The 17,036-nt window shown below is 45.5% G+C and carries 12 protein-coding genes and 3 rRNA genes; all 15 read right to left on the bottom strand.

Annotated elements, in window-relative coordinates; translation table 11 throughout:
- Window position 1: 1 nt before the first annotated feature.
- Entirely contained in the window at window positions 2–1,048 is a 1,047-nt protein-coding gene (locus CWE15_RS00850) for an NAD-dependent epimerase/dehydratase family protein (protein WP_126756173.1), read from the bottom strand.
- A 3-nt stretch (window positions 1,049–1,051) separates the two neighbouring features.
- The gene (locus tag CWE15_RS00845) at window positions 1,052–1,780 is read right to left on the bottom strand and encodes an IspD/TarI family cytidylyltransferase (protein WP_126756172.1); all 729 of its coding nucleotides are present in this window, start codon (window positions 1,778–1,780) and stop codon (window positions 1,052–1,054) included.
- Window positions 1,777–2,934 carry a polysaccharide pyruvyl transferase family protein gene (locus tag CWE15_RS00840; RefSeq protein WP_157980686.1) on the bottom strand — a complete coding sequence of 386 codons (1,158 nt, stop codon included), beginning with the start codon at window positions 2,932–2,934 and terminating at the stop codon, window positions 1,777–1,779. Before CWE15_RS00840 ends, CWE15_RS00845 begins: the two co-directional genes overlap by 4 nt.
- A 130-nt stretch (window positions 2,935–3,064) precedes the next feature.
- Window positions 3,065–4,237: an acyl-CoA reductase gene (locus tag CWE15_RS00835; protein ID WP_126756170.1), complete on the bottom strand. Its 1,173-nt coding sequence runs from the start codon at window positions 4,235–4,237 to the stop codon at window positions 3,065–3,067.
- Window positions 4,234–5,310: a LuxE/PaaK family acyltransferase gene (locus tag CWE15_RS00830; RefSeq protein WP_241971822.1), complete on the bottom strand. Its 1,077-nt coding sequence runs from the start codon at window positions 5,308–5,310 to the stop codon at window positions 4,234–4,236. The genes CWE15_RS00835 and CWE15_RS00830 overlap by 4 nt, the downstream gene beginning before the upstream one ends.
- A gap of 3 nt (window positions 5,311–5,313) precedes the next feature.
- Complete coding sequence (locus tag CWE15_RS00825) at window positions 5,314–6,771, bottom strand: AMP-binding protein (protein WP_126756169.1); 1,458 nt, start codon at window positions 6,769–6,771, stop codon at window positions 5,314–5,316.
- Complete coding sequence (locus CWE15_RS00820) at window positions 6,755–6,991, bottom strand: acyl carrier protein (RefSeq protein ID WP_126756168.1); 237 nt, start codon at window positions 6,989–6,991, stop codon at window positions 6,755–6,757. Before CWE15_RS00820 ends, CWE15_RS00825 begins: the two co-directional genes overlap by 17 nt.
- A 21-nt stretch (window positions 6,992–7,012) precedes the next feature.
- Complete coding sequence (locus tag CWE15_RS00815; protein ID WP_126756167.1) at window positions 7,013–7,765, bottom strand: SDR family NAD(P)-dependent oxidoreductase; 753 nt, start codon at window positions 7,763–7,765, stop codon at window positions 7,013–7,015.
- An 18-nt stretch (window positions 7,766–7,783) separates the two neighbouring features.
- Window positions 7,784–8,329, bottom strand: coding sequence for a UDP-4-amino-4,6-dideoxy-N-acetyl-beta-L-altrosamine N-acetyltransferase (gene pseH, locus CWE15_RS00810; protein WP_126756166.1), 546 nt, complete (start codon window positions 8,327–8,329; stop codon window positions 7,784–7,786).
- Window positions 8,330–8,331: 2 nt separating this feature from the next.
- A complete protein-coding gene (pseI, locus tag CWE15_RS00805) occupies window positions 8,332–9,372 on the bottom strand; it encodes a pseudaminic acid synthase (protein ID WP_126756165.1) in 1,041 nt (346 codons plus the stop codon).
- Window positions 9,373–9,393: 21 nt separating this feature from the next.
- Window positions 9,394–10,464 carry a UDP-2,4-diacetamido-2,4,6-trideoxy-beta-L-altropyranose hydrolase gene (gene pseG / locus CWE15_RS00800; protein ID WP_126756164.1) on the bottom strand — a complete coding sequence of 357 codons (1,071 nt, stop codon included), beginning with the start codon at window positions 10,462–10,464 and terminating at the stop codon, window positions 9,394–9,396.
- Window positions 10,464–11,159, bottom strand: a complete 696-nt coding sequence (gene pseF, locus CWE15_RS00795; protein WP_126756163.1) for a pseudaminic acid cytidylyltransferase — start codon at window positions 11,157–11,159, stop codon at window positions 10,464–10,466. Before pseF ends, pseG begins: the two co-directional genes overlap by 1 nt.
- Window positions 11,160–11,629: 470 nt before the next feature.
- Window positions 11,630–11,745: ribosomal RNA gene (rrf, locus tag CWE15_RS00790) — 5S ribosomal RNA — on the bottom strand.
- 102 nt (window positions 11,746–11,847) lie between these two features.
- Window positions 11,848–14,727 (bottom strand): 23S ribosomal RNA (locus tag CWE15_RS00785).
- Window positions 14,728–14,870: 143 nt separating this feature from the next.
- Window positions 14,871–16,412, bottom strand: a 16S ribosomal RNA gene (locus CWE15_RS00780).
- Together the 16S, 23S and 5S rRNA genes form the textbook arrangement of a ribosomal RNA operon.
- Between the last annotated feature and the right edge of the window lie 624 nt (window positions 16,413–17,036).

The following is a 17,036-nucleotide window of genomic DNA, read 5'->3' as shown; positions in this document are numbered from 1 at the left end:
TTCATTTTCCACCCATTGCCATTAATGTTCTCGCTAGCCCTTCTCTCAGGCTTACTATAGGCTTCCATCCCAAACTAGTTAATCTATTTGTGTTCAATGCAGTGCGTTCATAGTTTGTATACCCAGCTCGACAATAGCCGGTTTCAACTTTAACTCCTTTGTCACTATTAGTAAGCTCTTGCAAAAGGTTTGCTAAGCTAATTATGCGAACTGGCTCATTCTCGTTGGATAAGTTATAAGCTTGAGTTGGCTTTCCTTCTAGCATGACTCTGAAAATACCTGTCACTGCATCGGTGATATAGCAGAAGGCTCTTTCCACTTGCCCGTCACTTTTTAAAAGTATTTCACGACCATTAACTGCATCATTAATAAAATCTGACATAACACGACCATCACCGGAAATTTGCATGCCTGGCCCGTACGTGTGTGCTATGCGCACGCTATTAAAGTTAACTTCATATTGTGTGTGGTAAGCCATTAGTAAGGCTTCGGCTAAACGTTTACTTTCAGGGTAACAGTTCCGAGGGTTTAAAGGGTCTAAGACCCCCATATCATGTTCATTAATATTATATTTCCCTTCGACACTCCCATAAACTTCACGTGTAGAAGCGAATACCGTATTAATAGCTTGATGAGTTCGGGATAACTCTAATACTTGTTGCGTACCTATGACATTGGCATTAATAATACCTACAGGATCACTTAATATATAATTAGGGCTTGCTGCACCCGCGGCATGAAAAATGTAATCAACTTTGCCATTAAAACTAATTGGCTTGCACACATCTTGAACTAAGGTTTTTGCTTTACTTAGTTCCTTGCCGTAGGTTTGCTCAAGTTTTTTTTCGCTGCGAGCTAAAAAGACGGGTTTAATATTTAAGCTAAACTGTTCGTTTAAGTACAGCAAAGTGAAGCCAACGTAAGAACCAAGCATTCCTGTAGCCCCGGTAACTAAAACAGTTGTGTTTTTCAGTTTTTGCCAAGGCAAGCTTTGTTCTAGAATTTCATCTAAGTCATTTTTTACCAGTGAGGAGTGATACTGAACCATACTTTACCCTCCAAAAATTTGGCTGTTTTCACGTGACTCGACAATTGCGCGAAACATAAAGTAGTCAGTGGGTGTTGTTATCTTTATATTCTCCACCGGACCTTCTACCAAAGTAATTTTATAGCCGTATCGGCTCATCAATGTACACGAATCTATTGAGTCTAAAACACCATCCTGGAGTGCTTGCTGGTGAACAGCAAGAATGTCACTTAAAACAAAACTTTGAGGTGCTTTAGCTAAGCGTGAATGTTTTCGGCTTGGCACATCTTGTACCAACATGTTGTCATCCACTACTACAAAAGTTTCAATGGTGGGAGAAGTAGTTATTGCATTACCACTTTTTTTGACTTGATCAATATTTGCGCTAATAATTTGTTGATTAATAAGCGGCCTTACCCCGTCATGAATCAGAACTGTTGAATCTGCTGAAAATAAATTTGTTGCACTTAGCAAGCCGTTATATATGGATAGCTGACCAGTTTTCCCTCCTTCAACCACAGCAACCACTTTAGTTAGCTGATAGCGAACAATAAGCTCATTCATATAATCCACCCAATCGGCTAAAATAGCGATCACAATGGCGTCAATTTCCGGGTGGTTTTCGAATAACTCTAATGTGTACACGATAATTGGCTTACCATGTAACTCTAAAAATTGCTTAGGCTTTGCCTTTGAGTTCATTCTGGCACCAACACCACCAGAAAAAATAATAGCTATGTTTTTATCACTCATAATTCACCCGCCAGCCACTTGTTTATAACTTTATTTATATTTAATTTAGCTGACGATTTATATTCCTTCATGTACTTCTGATCATACCCTTCACTATTTGCTTGAATAGCAGTATCTAGAATAGTTTTCACATTAAAGTGTTTATAGTCAAAAAACCTTTCAGGATACCCAATATCCTTTCCGAACAATTTCAGTTTATTATTCCAAACTAGGCCAACAGACGGGATATTTAAAGAGTAGGATATAATATTAGCGTGTAACCTTGCTGCGATAACTGTAGTAAAGCTCGATATAACTTGCACTAGGTCAATGTCTTCCTTTGGCTCAATTAATTCTAGCTTGGTTCTACCTAATTTTTTCATAATCAGTGGAAGCAATTCACTGTCAGATTTTAAACCGTTAGTAAATAGCTTGTATTTAATGTCACGCTTTTCCATTTCAGATATTAACTGATAATAAAATTCAGCCAATTGCTCAGGAGGCAAGTCCCGCTCATTATCCTTAAATATACCCCCTCTCACTAGCCCGATACCAAATACATCAGTTTGTTTCTTGTTAACATTGTAAGCCTCATTAGAATATACAGCTGAATCAGCCGCTTTCCCTATGAGCTTGCTACTGGTAGGAAGCATATATAGATTTTTCAGGGTATTAATATCATCACGTGTAGTTATACTTTTAACTGTAGGATTATTTAATGCCTTTTTAAGCATTTGGCAGCGTCGATCAGTTTTACTATAACCCTCTATTCCAACTGAGTTTAATACTACTGGAATGTTTAGCTCTTCTGCAACTTCGATTAAAGCAACTAAGTACATAAAAAAACGTTGGTATTTATACTTTATTAGTCCACCACCAACAATTACTATTAAGTCCACTCCCCCAAGCTCATTTCTATATTGCTTTTTCGAGTCAGATATCAACTTGTGTATTTTAACTTTACTCGCATCTATATTTAACTTTTCCAGGGCCGAAATTTTTAATTTATGTAGCAATGTACTTTTAACATTTTCATGCTGGATATTTAATCGTTTGAAGCCAAATTTTTCAATGTTGGGTAATGCTTTTTTATATAAATACTCTGTTGATTTTAAAATCGCAATATCTCCTAGATTAGTTTCTGATACCAAACCAGCGAAGCATATTGTTTTCATAATTTTTCCTAAATTAAAAGAGCAACCATAATTCCTATTAACCTGAGTTATTCCGAGTTTAATTATCATCCTAATGTAGTGAAATTTGACTCTATAAAAACATAGATGTTCTATTGAGAGAGCAAAATTCTTAAACCACCACTCTCGAAAACGCCCTTATTAAATCAACACCATCCCAAACCTCATTAAAGTCTAGAGCGTTGCCTATAGGAACGGCGCGGTCTACACCTACCAAGCAAGTTGCGAGCCAATCCATTACATCGTTCTCAATTAAGCCCCAATACGACATGGTTTGGTGCTGAGGCGTTAGCTGTGAATGAAGGTCATTGAGCTTATCTGTATGTAGCTCTGCAAACAAACCACAGCCTTGGTGTTCACCTAAAAGGGCATGGTGCAGGCTATCAACAGCCATGCGAATGTAACCACCGCAGGTTTTCACTTGGCTCGCTAAGCCCGACATAACCATGTCTTGCGCGTTGTTTAGCGCGCGATAGTGCTCGCTTTCAGTAAGTGGGTACTTACCTTGGCCTTGTTCGGAAGTTAGAAATGCACTTAGCGCCAGCCAAAAAACGTCTTGGGCTTTTTCCTTATTGAACAAGTTACCGTGCCATATCACCACCTTGGCCGATGAGCATGCCTGCTGAGCAAAGGTTAGGTTGTCGCGGGCAAATTTACTCGCTAATTGCTCCAGCTCTTTTGGCGTGGCCTGCAGCACTGCGTCAATATCGATTACTGCAAACGACAATTTATTGGCGAAGGTGAGCTCGCGGGCATGGGCGGGAATGGTCCGTTGTCGTAATGCTTGTATGCCTTCATCGGAGCCCCACAGCACTCGGCCATCTACCTGCTGTTGCAGCTGAATAAGTTCACAGGCATCACGCGGGCTGCGGATAATTTGAAAGCGGGCGCTCACTTCAGGGTGTTCTGCTGTTAACCCTTGTACCACCTCACAAAGTACTTGGGCACTGCCGCCAGCTCTATCCGAAAGTCGAATGGTGTTCAGGTTGCCGCAAAGCACACTTAAAATACCTGAATACACAAATAGGCTATCCACGTTTCCGGGTGCAGCATGAAATACATGGCCGAGCGGTCGAAGTTTTAGCTCTTTATATGGTGTTAACATGCGTTCAATATTGGCCGGGCGTAACCAAAAGCCTAATGCCATTAAGTCGGAATGCTCCCGCGCAGGGGGCTCCGTTAATAATGCCTGCGATAAAGCTTTGCAGTACGCTAACGCTTTGCTGTCTGCAAAAGGAGCTAACTGCCCTTTCGTAGTAACTGGGTTTATAACTTGTACTGTCATTGGCCAGCTCCTGTACGTTCAAAGGTATCGCTGCAACCACGCGCTTCTACTTTTTCCATGCGGCCTAACACCTCGAAATACTTTCCTTTGCGGCCACAGTTACAGTTGTCTTCACCCAATATTCGCCCTCTGTCTTCCGTGAGCAGGCTATGTCCAGGGTAGCTTTTGGGTAATAACGACAGCACTTGTAATACGCCAACATTACCTTCGGGCACTACTTGCCAGTTTCCAGGCTCACGCACTAAAACATCGGCATACGACGGGCAATGTAAATGCCCTTCTTCACAAGCAACAAAAATAGAGCCTACTTGTTCCACCATGCCATAAAAGTTATGTACCCGTACATGACCTAGTTGGTCTTCCGTTTTTGAATTAAAAGTTTCAGCTGTCACCGCTTCATCTTCCAACTTCTTCCAGCCACCGCTGTGAATCAATACAGCATTTTGAAAGTCAAACTTTAAGCCCTGCTCTTTTAATGCCTGTACACCAAACTTCCATACCATAAAGGTAAATCCGAACATAAATACCGGCCCGCTACCGAAGCGTTCAAAGAAGGTGTTAATGGCTTCAATGTTTAGCGACATGTCGTCGTTTAATGCGTAGGTATGGTGCCTGCCTAAAAACGATAAACCTTGTATTCCTGCTCCTCGGGCTGTAAACGAGTCACGGCTTTTAATAACACTGGGGCTATCCCATATCAGCATGGGTAAACGTTGTTTACCTAACCACTCTTGCATTATTTTCACTAGCACACGACTTTGCAGCTTAGCGGTGTCGGCGTCTAAGTAAATACGAGAAGGTACCGTCCCTGTCGTACCGGACGAGGTCAGCACTTTAAAAACTTGTTCTACTGGAATACTCTTCAAAGGGCGCTGTTTAAATAAGGGCACCGTTAAGAAGGGGACAGCGCTTATATCCGTAAAAGGTTCTACGGGCTCATTAAAAAGTTGATGATAGGCTAAGCAATTTTGCTGGTGGTACACTGTTAGTTCTTGCAAACCACGCAGCAATAAGCGTTTTTTATCAGCACTCGCAACGCTATAAGGTGAAGCCTCAAGTAAATCCGTTATCATACTTCACTCCCTCATCTCTATGCATCGCGCTAACAAGGCAGTGTAGTTAACTTTGCCACTAGCTAAATACGGTATTTCTTTCAGCTGTACGACTGCCCACAGGCTAGGATGTATTTGCAGCTCTTCCGTTACCAGCTGTTTAACCATAGTAAGCGCTAGCTGAGCCTGACTACTCCCTGTTTGGCTGTCAGACATGGCGAGTGCAAAAAACAATTGGTCATCGTGACCACAGCAATACACTGTAAAGCCCTGCTCATTTAATTTCTGCTCTAAATGATCGAGCTGAAGACGCTTGCCTCTCACTTTAATAAACCGAGATAAGCGCCCGGTAATCTTTACGAGCCCTTGTGAAGTCCAGCACGCCAAATCTCCAGTCTCTAACGCGTGGTTAGGCTTTGGCGGCTGCTGCCAATGAGCCTGCTCTTTGGCGTAACCCAACATTACATTGTCGCCGAAGTACCAGAGCTGCCCTTCTTGTCCTGCTATAGTAATCGTTTCTTTAGTATCTACATCTCGTATTTCAAAACGTCCACCTGGTATCGCTTGGCCTATCACATCAGGATATTTAGCAATCAGGTCTGGCAGTACAAAGGCCATTCGAGCGGTCGCTTCTGTTTGACCATACATAACAAAAAACTGCCAGCCTTTGTCTGCCGCTAATTGGGCAAAATACGACACCGTTTTGGCGTCCAGCTTACCGCCTGCTTGGGTTAAATAACGCATGGCTGGAAGCTCCATACGCTCAATACGCAGCATTTGCAGCATTTGGTAATGAAAGGGCACACCAGCCAGTGAAGTCACTTTATGGTTATGAGCCAGCTGCCAAAATTCACGCGACATCAAGGGCTGCTCAGTTAGCACAATGGCCGCACCCATAGCCAAGTGCGTATTTAATACCGACAAGCCATAACTGTAATGCAGCGGTAATGTGGTAATGGTTACATCGGAAGGCTCAATAGGAAGGTATTGGCTAATTGCTGTGGTATTACTTTGCAGGTTCGCCGCACTAAGCATCACCACCTTGGGGCTGCCCGAGCTACCCGAGGTGCTAAGCATCAAGGCCACCGCGCCACTCGCTGGCCCATGGCAATCTGCTCGCAGCTGCTTTAATTCACCCTGCCGCTCTTTCGAGCCAGCTGTAAATTCAAAACCAACGCCTAGCTGCTCATACATATGTAACTTTGCCGACTCAGCCAATTCAGGATCAACCAGTAAAACAGGTACTTGGCAGCGTAAAGCCGCCAAATACATTACCACCGCATCAATGGTCGATGAAAACAGCAGCGCCAATAGCGCAACCTGGCCACTGTCCGTTTTACAGGCTGTGCTTAACTGTTGGCCTGCCTGCTGAGTTCGCTGCTCCAACTCAACATAGCTCAGCTGCTCTGTGTCACTAATCAAAGCAGTGCCAGAAAAGCGCGCTAAATGGGTGTAATAACTTCCGTTAGCAGTCGATATCATATTTACGCAGTATCTCTTTGGCTTTTGCGTACGAGCTCATGTCAATAATATCGTCCGTATCCAACATGACCTCAAAAACGTCTTCTAGCTCCGCTATCAGTATCATATGAGCAGTAGAGTCCCATTCCTTGATTGAGTTATATTCTAAGCTATCTTTGACTTGTTCTTCAGGAATAGCCAGTGCCTTAACGAAGGCTTGTTTTATTTTCTCTTCAGACATTTAAATAACCTTTATTCATTATTAAATAAGCATACCGCCATCAACTCCTATCGTCTGCCCTGTCACATAGGTGGATAAATTAGAGGCGAGAAATAAGATTGTGTCAGCTACATTATCGGCAGTACCTACACGACCCATAGCAATAGATTCTAACCTTTCTTGGTACTTATCAGGACTCAGCTGCTTAGTCATATCTGTCTCTATAAAGCCAGGCGCTACCGCATTTACCCGAATATTTACAGGCGCTAACTCTTTAGCAAGCGACTTGGTTATGCCAATAACAGCAGCTTTACTGGCACCATACACAGCTTGGCCTGTATTACCTACACGCCCAATGATAGAAGCAACATTAATAATACTCCCGCTACCGCCGCGTTGCATTAATCGAGCAGCATATTGGCTGCAATACAAGACGCTGTATGTATTGGTAGCAAAAGTATTTTCTACCTGTGTTGGCGTTACCATGCCTATTAAAGCGTCATCTAGTATTCCTGCATTATTCACCAAAACATCTAGCTTTTTCGTCAGCTTAAATAGCTGCTGAAAGCCTTGTTGTACCTCATCCACCTTGCTTACATTAAAAGGTAAAGAGTGACAAGTAACACCATATTCATCGCTTAACTGTAAGCAAAGGGCGCTCAGTTTCTCACTTTCTCGACCATTCAAATATAGTGTTGCTCCTGCAGCAGCAAAGTTTTTGGCGCAAGCTGCACCTATGCCACGGCTCGCTCCAGTAATAAGAACGTGCTTATCAGCTAAGTTTATTTCTATCATACAAATCACAACCTATCTTTAGTAGCGTATAAAGCGAGCTATAGGCTCTTTTGCTTTTTCATAGCGCTCTTGTGTTAGCTCATAATGAATAAGCTTATTTTCACTGTTTAATGAAGCATCATCGACTTGTACATAGCCACATTTTTCATGAAAGCGAATCGACGCTTTGTTGTCGGTGAATATTTTGCCAAACAACAACGAAAGGCCTAATTCTTCAAAGGCGTAGTCATTCAAAATAAAGGCCACACAAAACGGTACTATATTGTTCCGATACTGCTCCGGGTAAATATACATGCCTGGCTCAGCCGTGCCTTCATTCCGGCTTATATTCACTAATGACACCACGCCTATCGGCTCATTTTTAAACCACGCAACCCAATACGCTCGGCTCTGGTCCTGTTGCAAGCCTTCAAACCACTTACGCTGACCTTCAGCCGTAATATATCTTTGATCGAGCATATGCTGAGCTATTTCCGGGCTATTACGCCAATTTCGCACCATCTCCAGATCATCTTCTGCTAGTGGCTTTATGGTTACTCCATAACGTTGAAAATAATCAACCATGATTAAACTAAGTCCCAGCTCATTGGTGTGCCTTTTTTAGCACTTTGCTTTATTCTGCGCCCAAGCAATACTTCTAAGTGCTTGGTCGGCAAACCAGCGCCAGGGCGAACGGAGCGTAAATTCTTTGTGGTCAGAACATCACCGGCCTGCATATCTTCGGCAATATACAGCGAGCGCCTATGCACCCGCGAGGCCACTTCTTGCTCGGTACAACCATAATGAATCTTGCCCACCGCGTCATAAGCCCGAGCACATTCATCCACGAGGCTTTTAAATTCTGCCGGCTCCATGGAAAACTCCGCATCAACGCCACCTTCGGTTCTATCTAGCACAAAGTGTTTTTCAATGACCGTGGCGCCAAGTGCCACGGCCGCAACGGCAACGCCAATACCTGTGGTGTGATCTGAAAGCCCTACTTCACAGTTAAACAATTGCTTTAAATGAGGAATCGTTGCTAAATTAGCATCCTTGGGCCGGGCTGGGTACTGGCTGGTACACTTCAACAACACAAAATTTTCACAGCCATTAGTGCACAATACTTCTATTGCTTCAGCAAGCTCTGCTTGGGTCGCCATGCCGGTAGATAAAATCACTGGTTTACCCGTCTTTGCCACCGCCGCAATGAGACCATGGTCCGTGTTTTCAAACGAGGCAATTTTATAACAAGGCACATTTAAGCTTTCCAGGTAGTCCACAGCGGTTAAATCAAATGGCGAGCTAAAGGCAATTAACCCTAATTGTTTAGCCCGATTAAACAGGGGCTCATGCCACTCCCAGGGCGTCATCGCTCTTTCATACAGCTCATATAACGAGTGGCCATGCCAAAGACTTTCTGGGTTATCTATATAAAAGTCACCTTCCTGCACATTTAAAGTAATGGTATCAGGCCTATAAGTTTGTAGTTTTATTGCATCTGCACCTGCCGCTGCGGCTGCGTCAATCATGGAAAGCGCTTTGCCTAGCGATTGGCCATGATTTCCAGAAAGCTCAGCAATGATAAATGGCTTACTGTGTGCTCCAATTGTACGATCGGCAATTTTCATGAATGCTCTCTTCAAGTGTAATCAAGCGAATAAGCTTTTAATTTCTTTTACAACGCGTGTCGTTCCTTCAGCATCAATTAAACTGAACGCAAGACGGGACATGCCCATTAATTTGTCCGAGTTATTGGCAAGCTCTTTGACGACGGGTTCTAAATGAGACTCTAACTGGCCTATATCCAAGCTTAGGGCAGCACCTACTTTAGTCAGTTGCTGTGCTGCAATCTGCTGATTAGCAGCAAGCTGTACTAATACGGTAGGCAGACCAACCGCACAGCGCTCCCAAGAAGTTGCCCCAGCAGCCCCAATGCACAAGTCAGCACGAGCAAAGTACTCTGCCATGTTGCTAACCCCTTGCACAACCTCCACCTGTATATGGGTTGCTTGTGAGGCTAATAACTGCATGTCAGCACGATGAGGGTTAGCATGCCCAAGTACAACCGTTATAGACTCAAGTTCATGAAGGTGAGAGTTAAGTAAGGTACGGAAAGCAATGCCCGATACATTTTGTAAGTCAACTCCACCCATGGAAATAACAATATTCTTAATTCCCTGTCGAATACTCGCTTTCTGCCTTTGCTCAATGAATTCAGGTCGTAGTAGGGTGTAATCAACACCAGCTAGTATTTTAGCATTCGTAAGCTGGGCATAGTCGGACTCTTTACGCCCTAAATTTTGATCTAGCAGCAAACAGGCATCATAACGCCTGTCAGCTAAGTCATCTATGACCATGACCTGAGATCGTGTAGCCATTGCTTTATGCCAGACATGATCCAAGCCATAGTGATCTACAATCCATAAATCAGGTACGGTGTTTATAATATTAAGTGTCGCTTGGATATCTTCAGCTTGCGTAGCGCCTAGCCAGCTTCCATGTGCAGTAGAATATTGATCAATGCTATTACTACCTGCAGGAATTATTCGAACATCCATACCTTGATTAGCAAGCCAGTTATTTAAATTACCTTCATGAGCACGACTGTAAAATGTAACGAAATAGCCTTCATTTTTTAATGCATGGGCTAGTGTCATGCAACGCATGATATGACCTGTCCCGATGATTTTGCTAGAGTCAGCTCTAATAGCAATCTGCATTAAAGCTCTCCTGAGGCTTGTAATGCGCGAAACATTAACTCAGCACGTTTCCAGTCATCAGGCGTATCAATGTCTTGAACTCTGTAATTAGGAAGAACAAAAGGTAATGAGTCGGTAGATAAAACGCCCTTAGTGCCCCACGAGGCTGTTTTACCTACGTAGAACTGACCTGCGTCATGATATGCAGGCTCGAGGTCTTGAGATCTAGAAGACCCATATTCTGGATTCATCATCTCAACCCTTCCTGATGAATTGATACGTAATGCACGTTGTATTGGATACGAAAATTCAGTAACTGAAAATACAAAGTCTGATACATGGTTCGTTAAGCGACTCATAGCTTCTTTCAAAAGAAGTCCAGAGACAAATGGTGCTGTAGCATAAATACAGGCTGTTAGCGCATAATCCTCGCCCATGCTATTTAAGCTATCTATGGCATGTCTTACAACGGCAGTAGTCCCTGTATAATCATCTGACAGTGTAGCTGGTCGAATAAAAGGAATACTTGCACCATATTGCTCAGCAATGTCCGCAATCTCTAAGTCATCAGTAGAAACAATAACCTTATCAAAGCAGTTGCTTGCTAATGCTGCTTGAATCGACCATGCGATCATTGGCTTACCACAAAAGTTTTTTATGTTTTTACGTGGTATACGCTTACTACCACCGCGTGCAGGAATAACAGCCAAGTTCATGATTCGTACCTAAAAGTTTGAGACTCCTCATCATACATCGGCAGCTGATAGGTTTCATTGAATAATAAAGGTTATATCGATAAGCATGGCAGGCATTTCCTGCCCTACGGCGACACAATATTCCAAAGGTAGGTAAGGCATCGCCTTACGTTGCACGCGCGTATATTTGTATAGGAAGGTTTGGAGGGTCGTTACATTTCAACGGCAGGCGGTGCCTGCCCTACGGTAGGACACCGGGTAAGCAATACAAACAAAAAACCCCAGCCTTTTGGGCTGGGGTTTCTTTTGTTTGAAGCCTGGCGGTGTCCTACTTTACTCCGGGCTTCCTGCCCTCCGCCCTTCGGGTCGCTGCAAGCAGCGCTCAAAACCGCTCCCTGCGGTTTTGTCACATGCCCATGCTCGAGTAAATACACGCTTTAGAATACAAATAAAAAAGCCCCTCGCTTTCGCGAAGGGCTGTTTTATTTGAAGCCTGGCGGTGTCCTACTCTCACATGGGGAGGCCCCACACTACCATCGGCGCTGACATGTTTCACTTCTGAGTTCGGAATGGATTCAGGTGGTTCCACGTCGCTATGGCCGCCAGACAAATTCTGTTCATTTGGTACAAGCTAAAGAAAAAAAGAAAGTCTTACAATCCAACACTCACCTTGGTGTGCATCGTTCCATCTCAACACCTTTGGTGTTGTATGGTTAAGCCGCACGGGCAATTAGTACAGGTTAGCTCAACGCCTTGCAGCGCTTCCACACCCTGCCTATCAACGTCGTCGTCTACGACAACCCTACAGAGCAATTACATGCTTGTGAGAACTCATCTTGAGGCTCGCTTCCCGCTTAGATGCTTTCAGCGGTTATCGATTCCGAACGTAGCTACCGGGCAGTGCCATTGGCATGACAACCCGAACACCAGCGGTTCGTTCACTCCGGTCCTCTCGTACTAGGAGCAACCCCTCTCAATTCTCAAACGCCCACGGTAGATAGGGACCGAACTGTCTCACGACGTTCTAAACCCAGCTCGCGTACCACTTTAAATGGCGAACAGCCATACCCTTGGGACCGACTTCAGCCCCAGGATGTGATGAGCCGACATCGAGGTGCCAAACACCGCCGTCGATATGAACTCTTGGGCGGTATCAGCCTGTTATCCCCGGAGTACCTTTTATCCGTTGAGCGATGGCCCTTCCATACAGAGCCACCGGATCACTATGACCTACTTTCGTATCTGCTCGACGTGTCTGTCTCGCAGTTAAGCTGGCTTATGCCATTGCACTAACCGTACGATGTCCGACCGTACTTAGCCAACCTTCGTGCGCCTCCGTTACTCTTTAGGAGGCGACCGCCCCAGTCAAACTACCCACCAGGCACTGTCCTCGACCCCGATAAGGGGCCTAAGTTAGAACATCAAACATACAAGGGTGGTATTTCAAGGATGGCTCCACGCAAACTAGCGTTCGCGCTTCAAAGCCTCCCACCTATCCTACACATGTAGATTCAAGGTTCAGTGCCAAGCTATAGTAAAGGTTCACGGGGTCTTTCCGTCTAGCCGCGGGTACACAGCATCTTCACTGCGATTTCAATTTCACTGAGTCTCGGGTGGAGACAGCGTGGCCGTGGTTACACCATTCGTGCAGGTCGGAACTTACCCGACAAGGAATTTCGCTACCTTAGGACCGTTATAGTTACGGCCGCCGTTTACCGGGGCTTCGATCAAGAGCTTCGCTTACGCTAACCCCATCAATTAACCTTCCGGCACCGGGCAGGTGTCACACCCTATACGTCCTCTTTCGAGTTAGCAGAGTGCTGTGTTTTTAATAAACAGTCCCAGCCACCTGGTCACTGCGACCCTCATCAGCTCATGACGCGAAGTCAATCACCAACAAGGGCGTACCTTCTCCCGAAGTTACGGTACTATTTTGCCTAGTTCCTTCACCCGAGTTCTCTCAAGCGCCTTAGTATTCTCTACCTGACCACCTGTGTCGGTTTGGGGTACGGTTCTGCATACCTGAAGCTTAGAGGGTTTTCCTGGAAGCAGGGCATCAATAGCTTCGGCTCCGTAGAGCCTCGTCTCGTGTCTCAGTCTTAAGGGGCCGGATTTGCCTAACCCCTCAACCTACACACTTTCACGCGGACAACCAACGCCGCGCCTACCTAGCCTTCTCCGTCACCCCATCGCAGTATGCAGCAGTACGGGAATATTAACCCGTTTCCCATCGACTACGCTCTTCAGCCTCGTCTTAGGGGCCGACTTACCCTACCCTGATTAACATGGGATAGGAACCCTTGGTCTTCCGGCGTGGGGGTTTTTCACCCCCATTATCGTTACTCATGTCAGCATTCGCACTTGTGATACCTCCAGCATGCTTCTCAACACACCTTCAACGGCTTACACAACGCTCCCCTACCCAGCAAGTAAACTTGCTGCCGCAGCTTCGGTGTATGGTTTAGCCCCGTTACATCTTCCGCGCAGGCCGACTCGACTAGTGAGCTATTACGCTTTCTTTAAAGGATGGCTGCTTCTAAGCCAACCTCCTAGCTGTCTATGCCTTCCCACATCGTTTCCCACTGAACCATAACTTAGGGACCTTAGCTGGCGGTCTGGGTTGTTTCCCTCTCCACAACGGACGTTAGCACCCGCTGTGTGTCTCCCGGATAGTACTCATTGGTATTCGGAGTTTGCATCGGGTTGGTAAGTCGGGATGACCCCCTAGCCGAAACAGTGCTCTACCCCCAATGGTATTCGTCCGAGGCTCTACCTAAATAGATTTCGGGGAGAACCAGCTATCTCCGGGCTTGATTAGCCTTTCACTCCGAGCCACAGGTCATCCCCTAACTTTTCAACGTTAGTGGGTTCGGTCCTCCAGTTGATGTTACTCAACCTTCAACCTGCCCATGGCTAGATCGCCCGGTTTCGGGTCTACACCTTGCAACTAGTCGCCCAGTTAAGACTCGGTTTCCCTACGGCTACCCTACTCGGTTAACCTTGCTACAAAATGTAAGTCGCTGACCCATTATACAAAAGGTACGCAGTCACCCTCGAAGGGCTCCTACTGCTTGTACGTACACGGTTTCAGGTTCTATTTCACTCCCCTCACAGGGGTTCTTTTCGCCTTTCCCTCACGGTACTGGTTCACTATCGGTCAGTTGGGAGTATTTAGCCTTGGAGGATGGTCCCCCCATATTCAAACAGGATTTCTCGTGTCCCGTCCTACTCGATTTCACTCTATAAGACACTTCGTGTACGGGGCTATCACCCTCTATCGCCGCACTTTCCAGAGCGTTCCACTGTATCTTATAAAGCTTAAGGGCTACTCCGCGTTCGCTCGCCGCTACTGACGGAATCTCAATTGATTTCTTTTCCTCCGGGTACTTAGATGTTTCAGTTCCCCGGGTTCGCCTCGTTAGGCTATGTATTCACCTAACGATAGTGCATAAATGCACTGGGTTTCCCCATTCGGAAATCCTAGTCTCAAGCGCCTATTACTGGCTTAACTAGGCTTATCGCAAGTTATTACGTCCTTCATCGCCTCCAACTGCCAAGGCATCCACCGTGTACGCTTAGTCACTTAACCATACAACACCAAAAGTGTCTCTAAGGCTTGCTCTTTCACCGCCTTGCTGCCAGCTTTCGTACCTACGATACCTAACGGTATCTGTTCCGTTATCAAGCCAATCAATCTGTGTGAGCACTTACGTCGAAAAGACATCTCATCGTTAAGGAGGTGATCCAGCCGCAGGTTCCCCTACGGCTACCTTGTTACGACTTCACCCCAGTCATGAACCACAAAGTGGTAAGCGCCATCCCGAAGGTTAAGCTACCTACTTCTTTTGCAGCCCACTCCCATGGTGTGACGGGCGGTGTGTACAAGGCCCGGGAACGTATTCACCGTGGCATTCTGATCCACGATTACTAGCGATTCCTGCTTCATGGAGTCGAGTTGCAGACTCCAATCCGGACTACGACGCGCTTTATGGGATTCGCTCACTATCGCTAGCTGGCTGCCCTTTGTACGCGCCATTGTAGCACGTGTGTAGCCCATCCCGTAAGGGCCATGATGACTTGACGTCGTCCCCACCTTCCTCCGGTTTATCACCGGCAGTCTCCCTAGAGTTCCCACCATAACGTGCTGGCAACTAAGGATAGGGGTTGCGCTCGTTGCGGGACTTAACCCAACATCTCACAACACGAGCTGACGACAGCCATGCAGCACCTGTCTCAGTGCTCCCGAAGGCACTCTTCTATCTCTAAAAGATTCACTGGATGTCAAGGGATGGTAAGGTTCTTCGCGTTGCATCGAATTAAACCACATGCTCCACCGCTTGTGCGGGCCCCCGTCAATTCATTTGAGTTTTAACCTTGCGGCCGTACTCCCCAGGCGGTCGACTTAGTGCGTTAGCTGCGTTACTCACATCGTTTATGACACGAACAACTAGTCGACATCGTTTACAGCGTGGACTACCAGGGTATCTAATCCTGTTTGCTCCCCACGCTTTCGCTCCTCAGCGTCAGTTTTTGACCAGGTGGCCGCCTTCGCCACTGATATTCCTTCCAATATCTACGCATTTCACCGCTACACTGGAAATTCTACCACCCTCTTCAAAACTCTAGCCTGCCAGTTCTAAATGCAATTCCCAGGTTGAGCCCGGGGCTTTCACATCTAGCTTAACAAACCGCCTACGTGCGCTTTACGCCCAGTAATTCCGATTAACGCTCGCACCCTCCGTATTACCGCGGCTGCTGGCACGGAGTTAGCCGGTGCTTCTTCTGTGGCTAACGTCAATCTTGCACACTATTAATATGCAAGCCTTCCTCACCACTGAAAGTGCTTTACAACCCTAAGGCCTTCTTCACACACGCGGCATGGCTGGATCAGGGTTGCCCCCATTGTCCAATATTCCCCACTGCTGCCTCCCGTAGGAGTCTGGGCCGTGTCTCAGTCCCAGTGTGGCTGATCATCCTCTCAGACCAGCTAAAGATCGTCGGCTTGGTAGGCCTTTACCCCACCAACTACCTAATCTTGCTTGGGCTCATCTAATGGCGCGAGGTCCGAAGATCCCCCGCTTTGGCTCGAAAGCATTATGCGGTATTAGCCACCGTTTCCAGTGGTTATCCCCCTCCAAAAGGCAGATTCCCAAGTATTACTCACCCGTCCGCCGCTCGACGCCTGATAGCAAGCTATCATCGTTTCCGCTCGACTTGCATGTGTTAAGCCTGCCGCCAGCGTTCAATCTGAGCCATGATCAAACTCTTCAATTAAAGATTTTGATGCAAGTGTCCGTTAGGACTGTTTCACTCATGAATATCTGGTTCTTACTTATTTGTAAGGCTCTTCCATTCAAAAGTTCAACTATTGCCAACCGAAGTTGGTCTTTATGTTGATGCTTTTGTCTGCAAGTGCCCACACAGATTACTTGGCTTGATAAATTGTTAAAGAGCGTTGCTTCTGTCCGAAGCGAGATGTGCATTCTACACACCTATTTTTGTTTGTCTACCTTTATTTTGAAAATTTTTCATTTTCTTAAGTTTCGGTAGAAGATTTCGCCTGTTTACTTAAAGTTAACATCTTATTATGAGTCGTTAGCTTTAATTTGGCGGGATATAGGTCATTAACCAAGTTAATGCTTACAACCCTTTGTTTTTTCTTGCTTTCTTCTTTTAGGCTTTGTCTGTATCCCGTCGAAGTGGAGCGCATTATAGCGAGTTGGGCGGCTTCAGCAAGCTTTTTATTGCTTTTTTTTCGTTTTTTGGTTTAACCGCCCATAATTCACACAATCTGTTGTTTTTTGATGCGTTTTTATACGCTTTCTATTCTTATATAGGAATTTTACTTCGCACTTGTCACAATAGAGGTCACTTAATTCATTGCAATGGAGTTTGAGC

Origin of the sequence: Aliidiomarina taiwanensis, assembly GCF_003987015.1 — a bacterium.
Taxonomy (GTDB): Bacteria; Pseudomonadota; Gammaproteobacteria; order Enterobacterales; family Alteromonadaceae; genus Aliidiomarina; species Aliidiomarina taiwanensis.
Note: the sequence above shows the minus strand (reverse complement) of the source record. Positions and strands in the feature narration are given on the sequence as shown.

Excerpts from the sequence above, each read along its gene's own strand:
- CWE15_RS00850 (WP_126756173.1), bottom strand. The coding sequence starts at position 1,048 with ATGGTTCAGTATCACTCCTCACTGGTAAAAAATGACTTAGATGAAATT.
- CWE15_RS00845 (WP_126756172.1), bottom strand. The coding sequence starts at position 1,780 with ATGAGTGATAAAAACATAGCTATTATTTTTTCTGGTGGTGTTGGTGCC.
- CWE15_RS00840 (WP_157980686.1), bottom strand. The coding sequence starts at position 2,934 with ATGAAAACAATATGCTTCGCTGGTTTGGTATCAGAAACTAATCTAGGA.
- CWE15_RS00835 (WP_126756170.1), bottom strand. The coding sequence starts at position 4,237 with ATGACAGTACAAGTTATAAACCCAGTTACTACGAAAGGGCAGTTAGCT.
- CWE15_RS00830 (WP_241971822.1), bottom strand. The coding sequence starts at position 5,310 with ATGATAACGGATTTACTTGAGGCTTCACCTTATAGCGTTGCGAGTGCT.
- CWE15_RS00825 (WP_126756169.1), bottom strand. The coding sequence starts at position 6,771 with ATGATATCGACTGCTAACGGAAGTTATTACACCCATTTAGCGCGCTTT.
- CWE15_RS00820 (WP_126756168.1), bottom strand. The coding sequence starts at position 6,991 with ATGTCTGAAGAGAAAATAAAACAAGCCTTCGTTAAGGCACTGGCTATT.
- CWE15_RS00815 (WP_126756167.1), bottom strand. The coding sequence starts at position 7,765 with ATGATAGAAATAAACTTAGCTGATAAGCACGTTCTTATTACTGGAGCG.
- pseH (WP_126756166.1), bottom strand. The coding sequence starts at position 8,329 with ATGGTTGATTATTTTCAACGTTATGGAGTAACCATAAAGCCACTAGCA.
- pseI (WP_126756165.1), bottom strand. The coding sequence starts at position 9,372 with ATGAAAATTGCCGATCGTACAATTGGAGCACACAGTAAGCCATTTATC.
- pseG (WP_126756164.1), bottom strand. The coding sequence starts at position 10,464 with ATGCAGATTGCTATTAGAGCTGACTCTAGCAAAATCATCGGGACAGGT.
- pseF (WP_126756163.1), bottom strand. The coding sequence starts at position 11,159 with ATGAACTTGGCTGTTATTCCTGCACGCGGTGGTAGTAAGCGTATACCA.